This is a genomic window from Pseudomonas sp. Pmew2 (genome assembly GCF_058129885.1).
In genome coordinates this window covers 3,663,985-3,684,246 of sequence record NZ_CM176702.1, presented here as the reverse complement: position 1 = coordinate 3,684,246, position 20,262 = coordinate 3,663,985, and the positions used below count along the sequence as shown (strand labels likewise).

The 20,262-nt window shown below is 60.0% G+C and carries 18 protein-coding genes and 3 pseudogenes; 18 read left to right on the top strand and 3 right to left on the bottom strand.

What is annotated here, in order from left to right; translation table 11 throughout:
* Positions 1-1,160 (top strand): annotated as a pseudogene (locus tag AC4ANK_RS16785) (MFS transporter).
* Positions 1,161-1,244: 84 nt separating this feature from the next.
* Positions 1,245-1,889, top strand: a complete 645-nt coding sequence (locus tag AC4ANK_RS16780) for a TetR/AcrR family transcriptional regulator (protein ID WP_002553968.1) — start codon at positions 1,245-1,247, stop codon at positions 1,887-1,889.
* A 38-nt stretch (positions 1,890-1,927) separates the two neighbouring features.
* Here AC4ANK_RS16780 and AC4ANK_RS16775 read toward each other — a convergent pair.
* Positions 1,928-3,508, bottom strand: a pseudogene (locus AC4ANK_RS16775) (glycoside hydrolase family 3 C-terminal domain-containing protein); the annotation flags it as partial.
* 114 nt (positions 3,509-3,622) lie between these two features.
* Between AC4ANK_RS16775 and AC4ANK_RS16770 the strand changes: the two are divergent.
* The 13 genes from AC4ANK_RS16770 to AC4ANK_RS16710 all read left to right on the top strand — a co-directional run bounded on the left by AC4ANK_RS16770 (position 3,623) and on the right by AC4ANK_RS16710 (position 14,817).
* Positions 3,623-3,850 (top strand): hypothetical protein, encoded by a 228-nt coding sequence (locus tag AC4ANK_RS16770; protein WP_010214293.1) that lies wholly within the window; start codon positions 3,623-3,625, stop codon positions 3,848-3,850.
* 83 nt (positions 3,851-3,933) lie between these two features.
* Positions 3,934-5,658: a type II secretion system ATPase GspE gene (gene gspE, locus AC4ANK_RS16765; RefSeq protein ID WP_031594947.1), complete on the top strand. Its 1,725-nt coding sequence runs from the start codon at positions 3,934-3,936 to the stop codon at positions 5,656-5,658.
* A complete protein-coding gene (gene gspF, locus AC4ANK_RS16760) occupies positions 5,655-6,857 on the top strand; it encodes a type II secretion system inner membrane protein GspF (RefSeq protein WP_002553964.1) in 1,203 nt (400 codons plus the stop codon). The genes gspE and gspF overlap by 4 nt, the downstream gene beginning before the upstream one ends.
* Before the next feature lie 25 nt (positions 6,858-6,882).
* Positions 6,883-7,314: a type II secretion system major pseudopilin GspG gene (gspG, locus tag AC4ANK_RS16755; protein ID WP_002553963.1), complete on the top strand. Its 432-nt coding sequence runs from the start codon at positions 6,883-6,885 to the stop codon at positions 7,312-7,314.
* Positions 7,315-7,322: 8 nt separating this feature from the next.
* A complete protein-coding gene (locus tag AC4ANK_RS16750; protein ID WP_002553962.1) occupies positions 7,323-7,757 on the top strand; it encodes a prepilin-type N-terminal cleavage/methylation domain-containing protein in 435 nt (144 codons plus the stop codon).
* Positions 7,757-8,128 carry a type II secretion system protein gene (locus AC4ANK_RS16745; RefSeq protein WP_002553961.1) on the top strand — a complete coding sequence of 124 codons (372 nt, stop codon included), beginning with the start codon at positions 7,757-7,759 and terminating at the stop codon, positions 8,126-8,128. Before AC4ANK_RS16750 ends, AC4ANK_RS16745 begins: the two co-directional genes overlap by 1 nt.
* Complete coding sequence (locus tag AC4ANK_RS16740) at positions 8,125-8,757, top strand: type II secretion system protein GspJ (protein ID WP_002553960.1); 633 nt, start codon at positions 8,125-8,127, stop codon at positions 8,755-8,757. The genes AC4ANK_RS16745 and AC4ANK_RS16740 overlap by 4 nt, the downstream gene beginning before the upstream one ends.
* The gene (locus tag AC4ANK_RS16735) at positions 8,754-9,488 is read left to right on the top strand and encodes a general secretion pathway protein GspK (protein ID WP_002553959.1); all 735 of its coding nucleotides are present in this window, start codon (positions 8,754-8,756) and stop codon (positions 9,486-9,488) included. The genes AC4ANK_RS16740 and AC4ANK_RS16735 overlap by 4 nt, the downstream gene beginning before the upstream one ends.
* Positions 9,485-10,582, top strand: a complete 1,098-nt coding sequence (locus AC4ANK_RS16730) for a type II secretion system protein GspL (RefSeq protein ID WP_002553958.1) — start codon at positions 9,485-9,487, stop codon at positions 10,580-10,582. The genes AC4ANK_RS16735 and AC4ANK_RS16730 overlap by 4 nt, the downstream gene beginning before the upstream one ends.
* Positions 10,557-11,168 (top strand): type II secretion system protein GspM, encoded by a 612-nt coding sequence (gene gspM / locus AC4ANK_RS16725; protein ID WP_002553957.1) that lies wholly within the window; start codon positions 10,557-10,559, stop codon positions 11,166-11,168. The genes AC4ANK_RS16730 and gspM overlap by 26 nt, the downstream gene beginning before the upstream one ends.
* Positions 11,165-11,695 (top strand): type II secretion system protein N, encoded by a 531-nt coding sequence (locus AC4ANK_RS16720; RefSeq protein ID WP_002553956.1) that lies wholly within the window; start codon positions 11,165-11,167, stop codon positions 11,693-11,695. The genes gspM and AC4ANK_RS16720 overlap by 4 nt, the downstream gene beginning before the upstream one ends.
* Complete coding sequence (gene gspD, locus AC4ANK_RS16715) at positions 11,695-14,022, top strand: type II secretion system secretin GspD (protein WP_460384952.1); 2,328 nt, start codon at positions 11,695-11,697, stop codon at positions 14,020-14,022. Before AC4ANK_RS16720 ends, gspD begins: the two co-directional genes overlap by 1 nt.
* Before the next feature lie 75 nt (positions 14,023-14,097).
* Entirely contained in the window at positions 14,098-14,817 is a 720-nt protein-coding gene (locus tag AC4ANK_RS16710; protein WP_031594945.1) for an alpha/beta hydrolase, read from the top strand.
* A gap of 51 nt (positions 14,818-14,868) precedes the next feature.
* Here the strand turns inward: AC4ANK_RS16710 and AC4ANK_RS16705 are convergent, their stop codons facing one another.
* Positions 14,869-15,615: a hypothetical protein gene (locus AC4ANK_RS16705; RefSeq protein WP_002553954.1), complete on the bottom strand. Its 747-nt coding sequence runs from the start codon at positions 15,613-15,615 to the stop codon at positions 14,869-14,871.
* 227 nt (positions 15,616-15,842) lie between these two features.
* Positions 15,843-17,040: pseudogene (locus AC4ANK_RS16700) on the bottom strand (MFS transporter).
* A gap of 254 nt (positions 17,041-17,294) precedes the next feature.
* Between AC4ANK_RS16700 and AC4ANK_RS16695 the strand changes: the two are divergent.
* The 3 genes from AC4ANK_RS16695 to AC4ANK_RS16685 are packed head-to-tail and all read left to right on the top strand — an operon-like array spanning position 17,295 to position 20,260.
* Positions 17,295-18,026 (top strand): GntR family transcriptional regulator, encoded by a 732-nt coding sequence (locus AC4ANK_RS16695; protein WP_460384955.1) that lies wholly within the window; start codon positions 17,295-17,297, stop codon positions 18,024-18,026.
* A 50-nt stretch (positions 18,027-18,076) separates the two neighbouring features.
* Entirely contained in the window at positions 18,077-19,363 is a 1,287-nt protein-coding gene (locus AC4ANK_RS16690) for an MFS transporter (protein WP_460384956.1), read from the top strand.
* Between the two features lie 51 nt (positions 19,364-19,414).
* Complete coding sequence (locus tag AC4ANK_RS16685) at positions 19,415-20,260, top strand: amidohydrolase family protein (RefSeq protein WP_002553950.1); 846 nt, start codon at positions 19,415-19,417, stop codon at positions 20,258-20,260.
* Positions 20,261-20,262 lie beyond the last annotated feature (2 nt).

Here is a 20,262-nt window from a genome sequence, read left to right as displayed (position 1 = left end):
GTGGACCGCGCTGATCTGTCCAGGCTGACGGTAGTCAAACTGGGGCTCGCGCAACTGATCAGTTGGGGGGTGACGTTTTATCTAACGGGGGCTTTCGGCAATGCGATTGCCGATGATCTGGGCTGGAGCGGCCAGCAGGTTTTTTCCGGGCTGTCAGTTGCGCTGCTGGTCATGGGCCTGGTTTCGATCTTCAGTGCGCGTTTGCTCCAGCGTCTCGGTGCACGGCAGGTATTGCAATACGGGGCCGGGCTCAACGCGCTTGGCTGCTGCATGCTGGCTGTGTGCGAGACACCTCAGTCGTGGTTTTTGGCTGGGCAGTGCTGGGCGTCGGCATGCGTCTGTCACTTTACGATGCGCTGTTTGCTGCATTGGCAGCGCTGTTCGGTGCACGCTCTCGGGCGCTGATGGTGCAGATTACCTTGTTGGGCGGGCTGGCTTCGGCGGTATTCTGGCCGCTGGGCCACGGCTTGTTGAATGCGTTGGGCTGGCGTAGTGCGGTTGCTGTCTACGGCTGCCTGGCATTGCTCAGCGGGTTATTGGTCAGCGGCCTGCCGGACTCCCGGTTGCCGGTCTTGAACGCCGGGCCAGCCGCGCCTGCGCCCGCTGACACCACTGCCTGGATACCTCAGTTCGGCTACGCCCTGAGCATGTCCCTGATCGCGTTCCTGTCAGCCGGCTTGTCTGCCCATTTACCCGCGTTGCTGGCTGGTTTGGGCGTGCCGGTCGTGCTGGCAGCGCTGTGGGGCATCGGTCAGACCTGCGCGCGTCTGGCGCAGGCTTTGTTGGCGCAGTCGATGCCAGCGCTGCGCCTGAATGTCTGGGTCGCTGCCGGAATGGTGCTGTGTTTTACCCTGGGGCTGCTCAGTCAGGGCCATACCCTGCTGGCCTGCATGTTCCTGTTCGGTTATGGCGCGATGAACGGGCTGGCCACATTGCTGAGGGCGAATCTACCCTTTGAGCTGTTTGCACATTCGCATTACGTACACCTGCAGGGCCGATTGCTGGCTCCTGCCTTTCTGCTGTCAGCTGGCGCTCCGTGGTTTTTTGCGTGGGTGCGTGAAGCGCAGGGCGGCAGCGGTCTGCTGTGGTTGTCGCTGGCGATCAGCCTGGTGTTGATTGCAGTGGCAATTGCATTGAATCTAAATGGCCGCGCAAAATGAAATTGTCCAACAATCCGGTTCAATAGCGTTGCCAGTAGTCGCCTGAATGGTTAGGGTACGCGGCTGTTCAAGAAGGAGCCTGATATGACTCTGCATGACCCCACGGAAACGGGCACGGCAGTCACCCGGCAGCGGCGCGCGCCAAAGGGTGAAAAGCGCCGCAAAGAGCTGCTTGATGCGGCCTTGCAAGTGTTTTCCCTTGAGGGCTATACCGGCGCTTCGGTGGCTAAGGTAGCGGCCATCGTCGGTATTTCCGTCGCCGGGCTGCTGCACCATTTTCCCAGCAAGATTTCGCTGTTGATGGGCGTGCTGGACCGACGCGATGAGGTCAATAGCCGAATTGCTGCCGAGGTGCGCACCGACAACACGTTGACCGGCCTGCTTGGCGGCCTGCGCGCAATCAACCGTTCAAACGCCACGGCGCCCGGCGTGGTGCGTGCCTTTTCGATTCTCAATGCTGAAAGTCTGCTGGAAAACCAGCCAGCCTTTGAATGGTTCCAGACGCGCTACGAGCGTATTCACGCGCACTTGATGGGACAGTTTGCAGGTTTGGTGGAGCGCGGGGAGGTGCGTGCGGATGTGGATCTGGACAAGATCATCCGGCAGATTCTGGCGATGATGGATGGCTTGCAGATTCAGTGGTTACGCTTTCCCGATCAGGTGGACCTGGTCGAGTGTTTCGATACCTACATTGCGCAGGTCGATGCAGCGGTAAGGGCTCGTCCCTGAGCCTTTATTTGTCCGTTTACCCTTCAGTCAGCTAACGCTTACTCGACGGTCTGCTTGAATACACCGCCGGTCTTGACCGGTGGTTTCTCGACCAGAACCGAGTTCAGAGCGGAGCGTGGCAGCGGTTTGCTGGTGGTGGTCGACAGTTCCTGACGGAACGAGTTGACCAGCTTGGCGTTCAGGCGGATGTCCTGCGACGAACCACCGAGCGACAAGTTGAAGGTGTCGGCATCAACCACCCACTGATTGGTTTTAACGTCGAAGTAGGCCAGCGAGCGGTCATTGAGCTCAATGGTCACGCGCTTGCTTTCGCCCGGCTTGAGGAACACTTTCTTGTAGCCTTTGAGTTCCTTGATCGGACGCTCGACTTTCGGGTTCTGCTGGCCCACGTACAACTGAGCGACTTCAGAACCGCCAACCTTGCCGGTGTTGGTCAGATCGAAGGACACCTTGATCGGCGTATTGCCCACCGCAACGCCCGGCGTCACTTTGATGTTGCTGTAACCGAACGTGGTGTACGACAGGCCGTAACCGAACGGGTAGAGCGGCTTGATGCCTTTCTTCTCGTAACCGCGATAACCCAGCATCAGGTCATCCTTGTAATCCATGTCGGTCAGAGTGTTCTGATTGTCGAATTTCGGGAAGGAAGCGTAAGCCGGGTTGTCTTCGATGTTGCGTTCGATACTGATCGGCAGCTTGCCCGACGGGTTGACCTTGCCGAACAGGATCTCGGCCAGAGCCTGACCACCGTTCTGACCCGGGTAGAAGGCATGCAGCGCTACCGGAACCTGTTCGATCCAGTCGCTCATCTTCAGACCCGTACCGCCATACATGGTCACCACGGTGTTCGGGTTGACCTTGGCGATGTTCTGGATCAGCTCGTTCTGGAACTCAGGCAGATCGAAGCTGTGGTCGAAACCTTCACCTTCGTATTCGTTGCTGTTACCCACGGCAACCACAACGGCGTCATAGCCGGACAAGTCCTGAGGAGCGTTCAGCGAAGCCGAACTCAGCTGCACACCTACCAGGCCACCCATGGTCGACAGGTAACCGGCGCGACGCGAGTACTCGAGCTTCACATCGTAAGACTGGCCAGCTTCCAGATTGATCTTGGCGAACTCTGGAATGGTCGGCGGGATGCTGTTGCCCGGCAATGGCTTGCCGTCACCGTTGTCGATGATTTTCTTGCCGTTGACCCACAGACGCACGGCGCCGTCGGCACGAACCTTGAACACCTGCTCGCCGCTCTGGGTCGGGGTGACCTTGCCGGTGTAGCGAATCGAAGTCGACGATGTATCGCCATTCAGTTCGCCAGCGGTCGAACCTTTGCTGGTGTACGGATCGGACGTCGAAGTGTTGCTTTCGAACGGCAGGTTCTTGTCGTTGGCCCAGTCCAGGTCAACATGCTTCTCGGTACGGGTGACCGCTGCATCACCAGACCAGTTGGTGTTGCTGAAGTACTCGACTTTCATGCCCTGGACTTCATTGCCAGTTGCGTCGGTGGTGGTCCAGGCACTGGTGCTTGGGTCCAGCGACAGGCCTTCGATGAAGTCGACTTTGGCGTTGGGCGCGATTTGTTGCAGACCGCTCAATTCGCTGACGTAATGGCTGGCCAGGACGAAGAAAGACAGCTCGCAAGTTGCGATGCGTGCTGTACGCTATTTCTTGCCCGGTCTTTATCCGATTTCTGCCTTTTGCAGAATTCACTTCTTTTTTCTGTGGAGTTAACTACGATGAAATTCTCTGTAATCAGTGCGGGCGTTGTTCTGGGTCTGGCCCTTAGTGGTGCAGTAGTTGCCGCTGAAGCGACCGATGACGATGCAACATCCGGTGCAAGCGATTCGACGGTCATGACTCAGACCCAGGACGCCAAGGCAGCGCAGAAGGCGCAAAAGCAGAAGACCGAGACGACAAAAGGTGGTCGTCCACAGAACGCAACTCCTCAAAAGCAGTCAAATTGATCGTTTGAAGCCTTTGAGCACAGCACTTTCCAGTCGGAGAGTGCTGTAACATGTCCCTCCGAAGTAGCAAAATGCCCTCATTCATGCCGCCAGTTCCCGTCGATGTTTCCCGCCTCCTCATTCCGGATGCCGCGCAGGTTTGCGCCTGGCTGACCGAGCACGCGGGTCTGAAAATGGCCGATCTGGAGCGGGCGCAACGTTTGCAGCAAGAGTCTGAAGGCACCGAGCTGCTCGGGCTGTTGACTCGTCTGGGTCTGGTTTCCGAATTTGAACTGGCCCGCGCATGGGCAGCCCTGTTGCAGGCACCGCTGCTACTTGCTGACGCTGTGCCGCCGCTGCTCGACCCCTTGCCGCCTTTGACCGAGCGCTTCATGCGCCACTATCAAGTCGTGCCCGTAGGCTGGAGCGATCAAGGGCTGCAAGTGCTCAGCGCCAACCCCGGTACGTTGTACCCGTTCCAGGCCATCGCTTATGCCTGCGAAGTGCCGGTGCGGCTGTCCATCGGGCCGCGCAATGAAGTCGAAACCCTTATTGAGCGTTATTACGGACAGGGCCGCTCGGCAATGGGCACCCTGATCGAGAACCTGGATGAGGAGGGCGGCTCGCTGGAAGACATCGAGCACCTCAAGGATCTGGCCTCCGAAGCGCCGGTCATTCGTCTGGTCAACCTGATTCTGCAACGCGCGGTCGAACAGCGTGCGTCGGACATTCATATCGAGCCGTTCGAGAGCCAGTTAAAAGTGCGCTATCGCATCGACGGCGTGCTGCATGAGGCCGAAGCGCCACCGTCCAGTTCTTCGGCGGCGGTTATTTCCCGGGTGAAGATCATGGCGCGGCTGGACATCGCCGAGCGTCGTCTGCCGCAGGATGGCCGGATCATGCTGCGCATCCAGGGCAAGGAGCTGGACCTGCGGGTGTCTACGGTGCCCACCAGCTTCGGCGAATCGGTGGTCATGCGTTTGCTGGACCGGCAGACCATCAATTTCGATTTCCCCAGCCTGGGTTTCGACGGCGAGCGGCTGGATGAATTTCTCGACGTGCTGGAGCGTCCGCACGGCATTCTGCTGGTCACCGGGCCGACCGGCTCCGGCAAGACCACCACTCTTTATACTGCGCTCTCACGGCTCAATACCGCCGAGCGCAAGATCATCACCGTCGAAGACCCGGTCGAGTATCAGCTCGAGGGCATCAATCAGATTCAGGTCAAGCCTTCCATCGGCCTGGACTTCGCCGGGGCACTGCGCTCCATCGTGCGTCAGGACCCGGATGTCATCATGATCGGTGAGATGCGTGACCTGGAAACCTGCCGTATCGCCATTCAGTCCTCGTTGACCGGTCACCTGGTGCTCTCGACGCTGCACACCAACAGCGCGGCGGCGAGTATTACCCGTCTGCTGGACATGGGCGTCGAAAGCTACCTGATCGCCTCGACGGTCAACGGCATTCTGGCCCAGCGTCTGGTCCGCCGTCTTGATCCGGCAACGCGTGAAGCCTTCGATGCGCCGCCGGAGTTGATTGCCGAGCACGGGCTGGAGCGCTTCACTGACGAGCGCCCGATTCGCCTGTATCGCCCGCGTGCCGATGCACCTGGCGGCGGTTACCGGGGGCGCAGTGCAATCACCGAGTTGCTGGTCATGAACGAAGAGCTGCGCAGTCTGTTGATGCGCCACGCCGACGCTTCGACGCTGGAAGAAGCTGCCAGACGCGGCGGGTTGCGCACGCTGCATGAAGAGGGCCTGCGCCAGGCCGTTGCCGGGATGACCTCGCTGGAGGAAGTGCTGCGCGTCACCCGAGGTGAAGGCACATGAGCCTGTTCAAGTACCGCGCACTGGATGCTCAAGGTGCGCCGCAGAACGGCACGCTGGAAGCCCGCGACCAGGATGCTGCAATCGCCGCGCTGCAAAAACGTGGCCTGATGGTCTTGCAGATTGACGCGGCCGGTATGGGCGGGTTGCGCCGCGCACTGGGCAGCGGCTTGCTCAATGGGGCAGCGCTGGTCAGTTTCACGCAGCAGCTCGCAACGTTGCTCGGTGCCGGACAGCCGTTGGAACGATCTCTTGGAATTCTGCTCAAACAGCCTGGACAACCGCAGACCAAGGCATTGATCGAGCGCATCCGCGAACAGGTCAAGGCCGGCAAGCCGTTGTCCGTTGCGCTGGAAGAAGAGGGCACACAGTTTTCGCCACTTTATATAAGCATGGTCCGCGCCGGTGAAGCCGGGGGCGCGCTGGAAAGCACGCTGCGTCAATTGAGTGATTACCTTGAACGTAGCCAGCTGCTGCGTGGCGAGGTCATCAACGCGCTGATCTATCCGGCCTTTCTGGTGGTCGGCGTACTGGGCTCGCTGGCCCTGTTGCTGGCCTATGTAGTGCCGCAATTCGTACCGATCTTCAAGGATCTCGGCGTGCCGATTCCGTTGATCACCGAGGTCATTCTCAACCTCGGACAATTTTTGAGCAACTACGGCCTGGCTGTTCTGGCGAGCCTGATCGCGCTGATCTGGGGCATGGCCATTCGCATGCGCGACCCACAGCGCCGTGAACGCCGCGACCGCCGCATACTCGGCATTCGGGTAATCGGTCCCTTGCTGCAACGCATCGAGGCAGCGCGTCTGACTCGAACGCTTGGCACGCTGTTGACCAATGGAGTGGCGTTGTTGCAGGCGCTGGTGATCGCTCGCCAGGTCTGCACCAACCGCGCCTTGCAGGCGCAGGTGGAGCAGGCTGCCGAGTCGGTGAAGGGCGGCGGCACGCTGGCCAGTGCGTTCGGCGCGCAACCGCTGCTGCCGGATCTGGCGCTGCAAATGATCGAGGTCGGCGAACAGGCGGGCGAACTGGACACCATGCTGATGAAGGTCGCCGATGTGTTCGACGTCGAGGCCAAGCGCGGTATCGACCGCATGCTCGCCGCGCTCGTACCGGCGCTGACGGTGGTGATGGCGGGCATGGTCGCGGTGATCATGCTGGCGATCATGCTGCCGCTGATGAGCCTGACCAGCAATATCTGAATCCATGAAAGAGGAAACCACTCCGATGACTTTTAGCCGCACACGCTTCAAACCCGCACGCCGACAGGGCGGTTTCACTTTGCTGGAAATGCTCGCGGTTATCGTATTGCTGGGCATTGTTGCGACCATCGTCGTGCGCCAGGTAGGTGGCAACGTCGACAAGGGCAAATACGGCGCAGGCAAGGCTCAGTTGGCCAGCCTGGGCATGAAGATCGAAAGCTATGCGCTGGACGTCGGTTCGCCACCCAAGACTTTGCAGCAACTGACCGAGAGACCGGGCAACGCCTCGAACTGGAATGGCCCTTACGCCAAGCCTTCGGACCTTAAAGACCCGTTCGGCCACGCGTTCGGCTACCGCTTCCCGGGCCAGCACGGCAGTTTCGACCTGATTTTCTACGGCCAGGACGGTCAGCCGGGCGGCGAAGGGTACAGCGCCGACCTGGGCAACTGGGAGTAACGTTCAGCATGAGAACGCCTGTCGCAAGCCGGGGTTTTACCCTCATGGAAATGCTGGTAGTGCTGGTGTTGATGAGCATTGCCGTCGGTCTGGTGGGGTTCGGTCTGCAACAGGGTTTGAGTACCGCCAGTGAGCGACGCGCGGTCGGCGACATGGTCGAGGCGCTTAGGGCAACCAGAGTGCGTGCGATTGTCACCGGTCAGCCTGCACGCACTGAGTTCAATCTGCGCAAGGCGACTTTCAAGGCGCCCGGCAAGCGTGAGGTGCACTGGCCTGAAAATCTGCATGTGACCATGCAGACCGCGTCGGATCTCGGCTCGTCCGTGGAGTTCTACCCGGATGGCGGTTCCAGTGGCGGCAACGTGGTTGTCGCCGACGGCGACCGGCGCTGGCGTATTGATATTGGCTGGCTGACCGGTAGCGTTCAGGTACGGTCGCTTTAATGAAAACATCGCAGTCGGGGTTCACCCTGCTGGAGATGCTTGCTGCATTGACCGTTATGGCAGTGTGCAGCGGCGTTCTGCTGGTTGCATTCGGGCAGAGCGCTCGCTCTCTGCAACAGGTGTCGCGCAGTGACCGGATCAGCCATGCAGCACGCACGATTATGGATCAGGAAAGTGCCGGCCCGCTGGAAAACGGTACGCGTCAGGGAACACTCGCAGGCATCGACTGGACCCTGGATATCCGTCAACTGTCGGGTGCCAATGGTGAGGCACGGATGTTTCGCCTCGACCTGATGCTCAGCGAGCACCAGCGCAAAGCGCAGTTCAGTACGCTTAAACTGCGCGGCGCTGTCAGCGGGGCCGGATCATGACCCGCACCCAGCGTGGCTTCACGCTGCTGGAAGTACTGTTGGTGATCAGTCTGTTGGGCGTGCTGCTGGTGTTGGTTGCGGGGGCGCTGCTCGGTGCCAACCGTGCGGTGCTCAAGGCCGAACGTTACACCGTGAACCTGGACGAAGTCCGCGCCGCGCAGGCGTTTCTGCGTAGCTCGATTGGTCAGGCCCTGCCGCTGGATACGTCTGCCGAAGACGACGTCAACAGCGGTTTTTTTGAAGGCTCGGCGCAGCAGTTGCGCTTTGTCGCCACGCTGCCCGGTGAGCTGGGCGGTGGCATACAGGTGCACAGCCTGGAACTTGGAGGGCCGCAAGGCCATCGGTCTTTGCAAGTGTCTTTTGCTCAGGTCCAGTCTGGTGCAAACGGCATTGCCCTGAAACCTTGGGGTGAGCCTCAGGTGTTGTTGCAAAACGTCGAGTCACTGACGTTCAGTTATCGCGGGCTGACCCCCAAGGGCAAGCCGACAGGCTGGATGGCCGAATGGCCCTGGCCGAATCGTTTGCCCGGTGCTGTAAGGATCGACCTGAAGACCAGCGGGGCGGTGAAGTGGGTCCCCGAAGTAGTCGCTTTGCGTCTGGACCTGTCCGGTGGGGCGGGCGGCGAATGAATATAGCCAATCGACAGCAGCGTGGTGTTGCGCTGCTGGTGGTGCTTTGGGTGCTCGCGCTGTTGAGCCTGCTGCTTGGCGGGCTGGCCGGGTGGGTGCAACTGGAAAGCCGACAGGCACTCTGGTTGCGCCAGAACACTCAGGCGCTGATGGCCGCCGAAGCTGGCATGAATATGGCTGTGCAGGGTTTGCTTGATCCTGCGCAGCGCAAACGCTGGATTGCCGATGGGCGTCTGGTGTCGTTGCGGATGGATGATACGCAATTGCTCGTCAGCATCAGGAGCGAGCGCGGCAAGCTGGACCTCAACAGCGCGCCGGTGGCGGATGTATCGCGGCTGTTGCAGGCCTGCGGCGCGGCTAAGAATCAGGCCAGCGGTATTGCCCAGGTGCTGGAAGAGCAGCGCAACGGCGGTCAGTCACCGTTGCGGGTGGTTGAGGAAGTACGCCAGTTGCCGGGCATGAGTCAGGCGTTGTATGCCCGGCTGTTGCCGGAAATAACATTATGGAGCGGCCTTGATCGGCCCGACCCGGCATTCGCTTCGGCGTTGCTGCGACGGGCCTTGAACCTGCCGAACCAAAGCGCGGTCGGGGCCGATCCAGGTGAAGTGCTGGCCATCGACAGCCGCGCAGAAAGACCGGGCGGTGTGACTGCCCTGTTACAAACCACTGTTTTATTGAGCCCATCGGAGGGAGGCGCACAGCCCTACAGGGTGTTGCGTTGGCAAGAATGAATTCATCAGTTTCTGCACGTCTGGCGCCTGTCTACGCGTTACGCGAACAGGTCGCCCGGCAGTGGCGTGGCAGTCCGGCGCAACACGGTTGGCAATGGTGGGTCGCGGAGCTTCGCGCCTGCCTGCCGCCGCGTGTGCGTCGCTGGCTGGGCCGCGAGACCCTGGAGCAGGCGCACGTCTGGCCGCTGGTCGAGCCGCTGCCCGATGCATCGCCTCAGGCACGACGTGTGCTGTTGCTGCCAGCGTCGGCGGTGCTGGTGCAGCCCCTGCAACTGCCAGCTGCCGCGGCGCGCAATCTGTCGACTGTCGTCGGTTACGAGCTGGACCGCTTCACCCCGTTCGACGCTGGCCAGTTGTATTTTGTGGCCCGTCAGGACAGTCGCAGCGCCAGCTTTGTGCAGGTCACACTGGTGGCGATATTGCGCGAGCGGCTGGACGCGATACTCAGTGAGTGCGCCGAGCGCGGTTTGCGTCCCGATGCGGTAGATGTCGTCACTGACATGGGGACTGCCGACATGGGTACTGGCGGGCAGCGTATGGGCATCGACCTGTTGCCGATGCCACTGCGCCCGCAGCAATCGCACTCCGGTCATCGTTTGCAGCGCTGGCTGCTCTGGCTGTGTGCCGGTTTGCTGCTGAGCGCCATGCTGTTGTGGCTGAATGACCGGCAGAGTCTGCTCGATGACATGCAGGCCAGTGTCCAGGCGCAGAAGGCCCAGGTGGGTGAGATTCAACAGCTGCGTCAGCAGTTGACCAACACGCTGGGCGCAGCCAATTACCTGATCCGCCGCAAGGCTGCGCAACCGCCGCTGTCGGCGCTGCTCAGTGAATTGACCGCTTGCCTGCCTTCGGACACCTGGATCGAGCATCTGGAGATCAGTGACAGCGCCGAAGTTGCGTTTTCCGGGCAAAGCGCCAAGGCCAGTGCCCTGATCGGCCGCGTCAAGGATTGTCACAGTCTGGACAACGCGCAGTTTCAGGGCGTGATCCAGCCCGACACCAAGACCGGCAAGGATCAGTATTCACTGCGTGCGCATTTGCACCAGAACCAGCATCAGGAGAACGCCGATGCGCCGTCCACTGACAAGCCGTGAGCGGCGGGGCGCGGCCCTGATGATTCTTGCCTTGGTGCTGTGCCTGGCTTATTGGCTGTTGATCGACAGTTGGTTCGCCGGACCCTTGCGCGACATCAGCGAGCAGACCGACCAGTTGCGCGAACAGCAGCAGCGTTACGCCGGCCTTCTGCAGCAGGGCGACTCATTGCGTGAGCAATTGGAACAGGCCCGTAGTGACCCGGCCAGCAGCACCAGTCTGTTGCCCGGCGAAGACCCGAGTGCTGTGGCGGCGGATCTGATGCAGCGCATTGCCGACCTGATCAGCAGCCAGGCAAGCACTGGCGGCGGCTGCGAGTTGACCCAGCGTATGCCGATCACGCCAGAGCAGGACAGCGCCGAGCCGTATCGGCAGGTCAAGGTCAGCCTGACCCTGAACTGCGCCATCGAACCGCTGACGGCCATTCTGCATGCGCTGGAGTACCAGCGCCCGTTTCTGTTCATTGACGAGATGAGTATGCGTCGCGATGCCAATGCTCCGGCCAGCGGTGCCGCCGGCAAACTGGTGGTGCACCTGCTGGTGCGCGGCTACCTGCAACCGGCCAGCGCCGGGGAGGGTGAGCAATGATCGGTTCCTTACGCCCGCTGGAGTGGTCGCTACTGGCTCTGGCCGCGCTGCTGGCGGGGCTGATCGCCCTGATTTTCAGTGGCGCTGCACACTCGCCCGACTGGCTGCCGGAGCAGGCACCGCGCAACCCGATCGATCAGAAGGCGCAGACCCACAATGCGCCGTCGGCGACGCTGGACAGCCTGGCCAATACCTGGAAAACCCCGCTGTTCAGTCCTGACCGCAGCCCGGACGTGGCGGTTCGCAAAGCCGACGCGCAGGCCACCAGCCTGGCCGGCCTGACCCTGACCGGGGTGATCATGGACGGCTCGCTGCGTGTTGCACTGATCAAACAAGCCAGCGGTCCAGCGTTGAAGATCCGTCAGGGCGATCGCCTGCCCAACGGCTGGACGCTGGACCGTCTGGAGCCTACCCAGGCCACCTTTCAACTCGATGGCCGTACGCAAATGCTACGCCTGCCCGCGTTGCGTCTGCCGCCGCCGTCGAGTACACCGCCGATTACCTTAACCAACGATTCCACCCTGTGATGGGTACCTTTTCTGGAGTTTCTGCCATCGCTACCTTGCGCACACCCTTGCTTTGCCTGGCTACCGCCGTCGCCCTAGGCGGCTGCGCGTCAAAGCCCGACACTCTCGATCCCGACAATGGCATGCTGCAGGAAGCGCTCCAGGGAACCGGTTCACAACGCCCGCCGGTAGACCCGCGCAGCGAACGACCGCCAGTCGAGCCACCTTCACAGCAACCGGCGAGCTCGCCGCAGCGCCAGATCATCAAGGGCAACCAGCGTTTCATCCGCCAGCCCGCTGTTGCTCCGGCGGCGCGTCCGGCCGAAACCGGCGACATCGTCTTCAATTTCACCAATCAGCCGATTCAGGCGGTGATCAACAGCATCATGGGTGATCTGCTGCACGAGAATTACAGCATTGCCCAAGGTGTAAAGGGCGATGTCAGCTTCTCGACCTCCAAGCCGGTCAACAAGCAGCAAGCGTTGTCGATTCTTGAAACGTTGCTGTCCTGGACCGACAACGCCATGATCAAACAGGGCAATCGCTATGTGATCCTGCCCTCGAATCAGGCCGTTGCCGGCAAGCTGGTGCCGGAAATGCCGGTGGCGCAACCGTCGGCGGGCATGTCGGCGCGGTTGTTTCCGTTGCGTTATATCTCGGCGACCGAAATGCAGAAGCTGCTCAAGCCGTTCGCCCGGGAAAACGCGTTCCTGCTGGTTGATCCGGCGCGCAATGTACTGAGCCTGGCGGGTACGCCCGAAGAGCTGTCCAACTATCAGGACACCATCGACACGTTCGATGTGGACTGGCTCAAGGGCATGTCGGTCGGCGTATTCGGTCTGCAACGTGCCTCGGTCGGTGAACTGATGCCTGAGTTGCAGAAAATGTTCGGTCCGGAGAGCGGCATGCCGCTGGCGGGCATGGTGCGTTTCCTGCCGATCGAGCGGACCAATTCGGTGGTGGCGATTTCCTCGCAGCCTGAATACCTGCGCGAAGTCGGCGAGTGGATTCATACCATCGATGAAGGCGGCGGTAACGAGCCGCAGATGTACGTGTACGACGTGCGCAACATGAAAGCTACCGATCTGGCCAAATACCTGCGGCAGATCTACGGGTCGGGTGCCATCAAGGAAGACTCGGCAGCCAAGGTTGCGCCGGGGCTGCGCACCACCACCTTGTCATCGCTCAACTCCAATGGCGGCAGCGGTGTTGGCGGCATGAGCAGTTCCAACGGGCTGGGCAGCAACGGCGGTGGCATGAGTAATGGCGGCGGCTTTGGCAACAGCCAGGGCATGAACAACAGCCAGAACAGTGGCGACAGTGAATCCGAGAGCGACGATCAGAGCGGCGGTGAATCGGATTCGGCCAGCCAGGAAGGTGGAGGCGCGAACGGCAACAGCAAGTCGCTGGACGCCAGCACGCGCATCACTGCGCAGAAGAGCAGCAACCAGTTGCTGGTACGCACCCGTCCGGCGCAGTGGAAGGAAATCGAGTCGGCGATCAAGCGCCTCGACAATCCGCCGCTACAAGTACAAATCGAGACGCGCATTCTGGAAGTCTCGCTGACTGGCGAGCTGGACATGGGCGTGCAGTGGTATCTGGGACGCTTGGCGGGCAACTCGGGTACAACCGGCAACGTTACCAACACTGCGGGCAGTCAGGGTGCGATTGGTACCGGCGGGGCTGCGCTTGCTTCTACTGACGCGTTCTTCTACTCCTTTGTCAGCAACAACTTGCAGGTCGCCTTACGTGCGCTGGAAACCAATGGTCGAACCCAGGTCCTGTCGGCACCATCGCTGGTGGTGATGAACAACCAGCAGGCGCAGATTCAGGTTGGTGACAACATCCCGATCAGCCAGACTTCGATCAACACTAACACCTCCACCAACACCACATTGAGCAGCGTCGAATATGTGCAGACCGGTGTGATTCTCGACGTCGTGCCGCGCATCAATCCGGGCGGACTGGTGTACATGGACATTCAGCAGCAGGTCAGTAGCGCCGACACCAATTCCACTAACAACGACGCCAACGGCAATCCGCGTATCTCCACGCGCTCGGTCGCTACGCAGGTGGCCGCGCAGAGTGGCCAGACAGTGCTGCTGGGCGGTTTGATCAAGCAGGATAACGCCGAGACGGTCAACGCTGTGCCGTATCTGGGACGCATTCCGGGCTTGAGGTGGCTGTTCGGCAGTACCAGTAAGTCCAAGGGCCGTACCGAACTGATCGTGCTGATCACGCCGCGAGTCATCACCAGCAGTAGCCAGGCACGTCAGGTGACGGATGACTACCGTCAGCAGATGCAGTTGATCAAGCCGGAAGTTTCGCGGACCAGCATGCAGAACTGAGGCTGTGTCAGTTTCTGCTTCCGAGCCCACTCACGACGCTGCTTGCTGGCAGCGTCAAACAGAGGTCATGAACCGATGCTGAAATTTTTCACTGCCTTGCTGTTTGCCGTTGCCGGCATGGCGCAGGCGCAGGACACCCTGCACACTGATCTGCCGCTGGATTACCTGGCACAGGTCAACGTCGAAACCCCGAACCGGCCGCTGGTGATCTTCATTCATGGCTACGGCAGTAATGCGGCTGACTTGTTCGGGCTCAAGGAGCATCTTCCGGCCGATTACAACTACCTGTCGGTGCAGGCTCCAGTGGAGTTGCGCGCTGACAGTTACAAGTGGTTCACCCAAAAACCAGGCGTGCCTGACTACGATGGCGTGACCGAAGACCTCAAGAGCAGCGGCAAGCAGTTGAGTGCATTCATCACCCAGGCCACCGGCAAGTTCCACACGCAGCCGGGCAAGGTGTTTCTGGTCGGGTTCAGCCAGGGCGCGATGATGAGCTACGAAGTCGCCCTGCGTCAGCCCAAGCTGGTAGGGGGGATTGCGGCGTTGAGCGGGCGGTTGTTGCCGGTGGTGCAGTCCGAGCTCAAAGCCTCTGATGACCTCAAGCGCCTGAACGTCTTCATCGGTCACGGGGTACAGGATCGCCAGGTGGCCTACGCCAGCGGCCCGCAAGCCGAAGCCACGCTGAAGTCGCTTGGCCTGTCACCGCAATTTCATGGGTATGAAGGGCTGGGGCACAGCATCAACGAAACCGAAGTCATTGACCTGGCTAACTGGCTGCAGCAGTCAGTCCGGTAGCGAATACGTGCGTCGTCATACTCAAGACGACGCACCCTCTATGTTTGCTACTTAATTGACCTTGACCTCGTTGAACTTGAGCACGTTGTCCTTGTTCTCGCGATCACGGAAGGTCAGCTTCAAAGCAGGTGACTGCTTGACCCGGCCCTTGGCCGCTTCAAAGATCAGCGTCACGCGGGTAGGGACGTTACGGATCAACTGGAAGCTGTCCCAGCGGTCGTATTTCGCATCGCCGACACGCAGTTGCGAAAGGCCCAGAGCGCCGCCTGTTTCTTCGAACAGGCTGATCGGGTTCAGAAAACGGAAGTCGCGGTCTGTACTTTTGTTGGTCAGCTCCAACATGCAGGTAGGCGACTGGCCATTCTGATCACAACCCAGCAACTCCATACTCACGTTGTCGACCGTCTCGGAGCGTTTGCCGAACAGGTTGGCGCTTTCATTCTCGGTGAACAGTGTTTGACCGCGGGCGAAATCGACCGAAGGTTTAGCGTATTCGCCGCCCAGTTTGAAGAACACCGCGCAGAGAAACAGTGATAGCGCCAGCCAGACACTGAGTTTGAGAATTGAGGGAAGCTTTCTGGCCAGGAAGGCGATACAAAACCCGCTTATCACCATACCTGTGCCGACGATAATGACCAGTGTCTTCCAGTTGATGAAGTCAATACTGAGGCCAAGAACGGCCGGGTCCGGGAAAAGGTAGGTGAAGATGCTCCAGATAACTCCAATCATGCCGCTGACGCCGATCGATATCCTGGCGAAAATCGCGGAAATTTTGCTTGTTCGTAGTGCTGCGTCCATTGCTGTTTTGCCTTGTTCGGGTTGCGCAAGTGCGTACCGATGCGCTTGAAAAGCAGTATCGGCGGATTCGGGGCCTTGGGATGAGGCGTCTGTACAATCCGTGTTCAATCGCGCAGATCCAGAGGTGCCGGATACGCGGGCCTTGAGGTGCGAGAGAGAGCCAGAAGGGCGATGGGCCATGCCATCGCCGCGGTATTATCCTGCAAATCAGTTACAAAGTGCAGCGTTTACGCATTCTGTCCGGATCGATCCCTGAGCAGCGCCAGCAAGGCAGTCAACGGCAGCACCGTGCCTGCGATCAGCACCCAGGTCCAGCCGCCATGATCAAACAACGGGCTAGCCACCGCCGAGCCAATCGCGCCACCGATGAAAATGCTGGTCATGTACAGGGCGTTGAGCCGGCTGCGGCTGGCGGCATCCAGTGCATAGACGGTTCGCTGGCCCAACACCATGCTGGTCTGCACGCAGAAATCCAGCACCACGCCCGTTACCGCAAGGCCTATCACGCTGTAGGCAGGATGAATAAGGCCCGGAAGAAAGCTCAGTGCACCGAACAGAAGTGCGCCCAAAGACGCGATGCGGGTGTAACCGGCGTCTGCCAGGCGTCCGCTGATGGGTGCCGCAAATGGCACCGATTGCGCCGATCAGGGCAAAGATCGCGATCTGGCTTTGCGACAGCCCGTGATTGCGTGACAGCTCCAGGGGTACGGCGGTCCAGAACAGACTGAAGGTCGCGAACATACATGCCTGATAAAAAGCCCGCTGGCGCAGCACCGGCTGGGTGCGCAAAAGCGTCCAGAGCGAGAACAGCAACTGGCCGTAGGATGCACGATGATCCGGAACGCGTTTGGGCATGGTGGTTGCCAGCACCACACTGATACCGATCATCACCACGGCCGCTGCCCCGAACACTGCGCGCCAGCCGAAATGGTCGGCCACCAGACTGGCAATCGGCCGCGCCAGCAGAATCCCCAGCAACAGCCCGCCCATGATTCCGCCCACCACTCTGCCGCGGGATTCTTCCGGTGCCAGATGCGCCGCCAGCGGGATCAGCATCTGCACCGACACCGAACTGAAACCCACCAGCAGCGACACCAGCAGAAACAGATTCGGCTGCTCGGCAAACGCAGCGCCCAGCAGGCTCAGCACCGCAACCGCAGTGGTGATCAGCATCAGCCTGCGGTTCTCCAGCAAATCCCCCAGTGGCACCAGAAAGAACAAGCCCAGCGCATAACCGATCTGCGTTAACGAAACGATCAGACTCGCCGCCGTACTCGACAGCCCGATGTCCGGGGCAATCAGCTCGATGATCGGCTGCGCATAGTAGATGTTGGCGACAATCGCGCCGCAGCAGAAGGCAAACAGCATGACCATGGCCGGGGTCATGCTCACGGCTTTGTGCGCCGCGTGGGACGAGTGGGGCATGAAGATTCTCGCTTGAGCGTATACCTGACAGGCACGCGAGGCGCATCTGTCAGGCGGGTTTTTGACTGATGGCAAGCAGGCTAACGGTTTTGTCGGGTATTAAGTAGGTGCGGCGAGTTGATACAGGATATTTCCAGGAATGATGATGACAAGTTACATAAGCCTGTACGGGCGTCTGCCCCTATTGACGTCCGCTAACCACGGATGAATACTCGCGTCCGAATATTCATATATATGACTGGATAACTACAACAATGAACAAGCTCTCCAGCGACGAACGCCTTCCGCTTTATCAACGCCTGCGCGACAGTCTGGCCGAACAGATTGCCAATAATCGTTGGCGTCCGGGTGAAGCCATTCCTACTGAAGCGGCGCTGTCCGCTGAGTATTGCCTGTCCACCGGCACCGTGCGCAAGGCCATTGATCTGCTGGTCAGCGACAACGTTCTGGAGCGCCAGCAGGGGCGTGGCACGTTTATTCGGCGTGCCAGGTTTCAGTCGTCGCTGTTTCTTTTCTTCCGTTTTCAGACCGAAGCGGGCGAGCGCCGTGTACCGGAAAGCCGGATTTTATCAATAGAGCCTGTGGCTGCGCCTTCAGCGGTCAGTCAGGCGCTGGGTCTGGTGGCCAATGCGCCGGTCATTCGGATGATCCGGCTGCGCTTGCTGGATGGTCAGCCGGTGCTGGCTGAAGAAATCTGGCTGCCTCGGATCCGCTTCCAGGCGTTGCTGGATCTGGATCTCGATACCCAGGGGCCGTTGCTTTATCCGATCTATGAAGAGGCTTGCGGTCAGGTTGTGGCTTATGCGCAAGAGAGCCTGACGGCTGAAGCGGTCAACGAGGTGTACGGCCGGTTGCTGCAGGTTTCGGCCGGCAGCCCGGTAGTGGTCATTGAACGACTGGCGCGTAATTACGCCGGTGAACCTCTGGAGTGGCGACGTTCACGAGGGCACGCCAGCCATTTCCGCTACAGCGTGGAAATTCGCTGAGCGCACTGCAATCACCCCGACTCATTCGACGCTCATAAGGATAGGAAGCCATGTTCAACTGGTATCGCGAAGTCACTCCCAAGGAGCGCAAGACCTTCTGGGCCTGTTTCGGCGGTTGGTCGCTGGACGCTCTGGAAGTGCAGATGTTCGGTCTGGCCATCCCTGCCTTGATTGCCGCCTTTGCCCTGACCAAAGGCGACGCAGGGCTTATCAGCGCCGTGACGTTGGTGACGTCGGCACTGGGTGGCTGGGTCGGCGGAACGTTGTCGGATCGCTATGGCCGGGTTCGCACGTTGCAATGGATGATCCTGTGGTTTTCCTTCTTCACCTTCCTGTCTGCCTTCGTGACCGGCTTCAATCAGTTATTGATCATCAAAGCGCTGCAGGGCTTTTGCATCGGCGGTGAGTGGGCGGCGGGCGCGGTGTTGATGGCCGAGACGATCCAGTCGCGCTACCGCGGCAAGGTGATGGCAACGGTGCAAAGCGCCTGGGCTGTCGGCTGGGGGCTGGCGGTGGTGTTGTTTACCCTGATCTATTCGTTTGTGCCGGAGGATATTGCCTGGCGGGTAATGTTTTTCGTTGGCCTGCTGCCAGCACTGATGATTATCTGGGTGCGCCGCAACGTCGAGGAGCCGGACAGCTTCCAGCGCATGCAGAAAAACGCTGCGCCGAAGGGTAATTTCTTCAAGTCGATGGCCGGAATCTTTCGCCCCGAATTATTGCGCGTCACCTTGCTCGGCGGCTTGTTGGGCCTTGGTGCGCACGGCGGTTATCACGCGGTCATGACGTGGCTGCCCACCTTTCTGAAAACCGAACGCAACCTGTCAGTGCTCAGCTCCGGCGGCTATCTGGCGGTCATTATCGTTGCATTCTGGTGCGGTTGCGTATGCAGCGGTCTGTTGATCGACCGCATTGGCCGACGCAAGAACATCATGCTGTTCGCGCTGTGCTGCGTGGTCACGGTGCAGTGCTATCTGATGCTGCCGCTGAGCAATACGCAAATGCTGTTTCTTGGCTTTCCGCTGGGGTTCTTCGCCGCTGGCATTCCGGCCAGCCTGGGTTCGTTTTTCAACGAGTTGTACCCGGCAGACGTACGTGGGGCAGGGGTTGGCTTCTGTTACAACTTCGGGCGCGTATTGTCGGCGGTGTTCCCGTTTCTAGTGGGCCATATGAGCGAATCGATGTCGCTGGGCACTGCCATCGGCATCGATGCCGGTATTGCCTATGGCGTGGCGATGGTGGCTGCTTTCTGCCTGCCGGAAACCCGTGGACGCAATCTTGATGCCACGCTGATTGCTGCCGAGCCGCTGGATAAGGGCGCAGCGCAGCAGGCTTGAATATCCTTTCACCCGCGGTGTTACGGCACTGCGTTGACTACAGATGAACTCATGACCGACCCCTGTACCACGCCAATCCTGGGCATTGATGCCCATGCTCATGTCTTCAGCAAGGATTTGAGTCTGACGTCAGGACGACGTTACAGCCCGGACTACGATGCCACTGTGCAAGCGTATCTGGCCCACCTGCACGAACATGGTTTGAGTCATGGCGTACTGGTGCAGCCCAGTTTTCTGGGCACCGATAACCGATTTCTGTTCGACGCTCTGGCGCAGGCCCCTGATCGGTTGCGCGGTGTGGCGGTGGTTGATACCGATATCAGCCGTGGTGCCTTGCAGCGTATGGCGGGGCTGGGCATTGTCGGTATTCGCCTGAACCTCATCGGCAGGGCATTGCCTGACTTCACCGCACCTGAATGGAAGTCGTTGTTCAAGAACGTCTGGACCCTTGGTTGGCATGTTGAACTGCACCGTGAGGTTGCGGACTTGCCGGGGCTGATCCGGCAGTTGCTGCCATTCGGTTGCAAGATTGTGATCGACCATTTTGGTCGGCCCGATGCGCGCCTTGGTATTGATGACCCGGCGTTCCAGGCATTGCTGGAGTTGGGCCTGAGCGGGCAGCTGTGGATGAAAGTCTCGGCAATTTATCGACTGGGCGGCACTGCCGAGCAAAATGCGGCGTTTGCCCACGCTGCATTGCCTCTGCTGCTGCAAAGCTTTGGTCCGCGCCGGTTGGTATGGGGCAGCGACTGGCCACACACCCAGCATGAGCAAGAGGTCAGTTACGCCAGTGTGGTCGAGCAGTTCCGGGCGCTTGAGTGCCCGGAACCGCTCAAAAACATGTTGCTGGTCGAGGCTCCTCAGGCCCTGTTCGATTTTCTGCCAATCGAAATCTGACC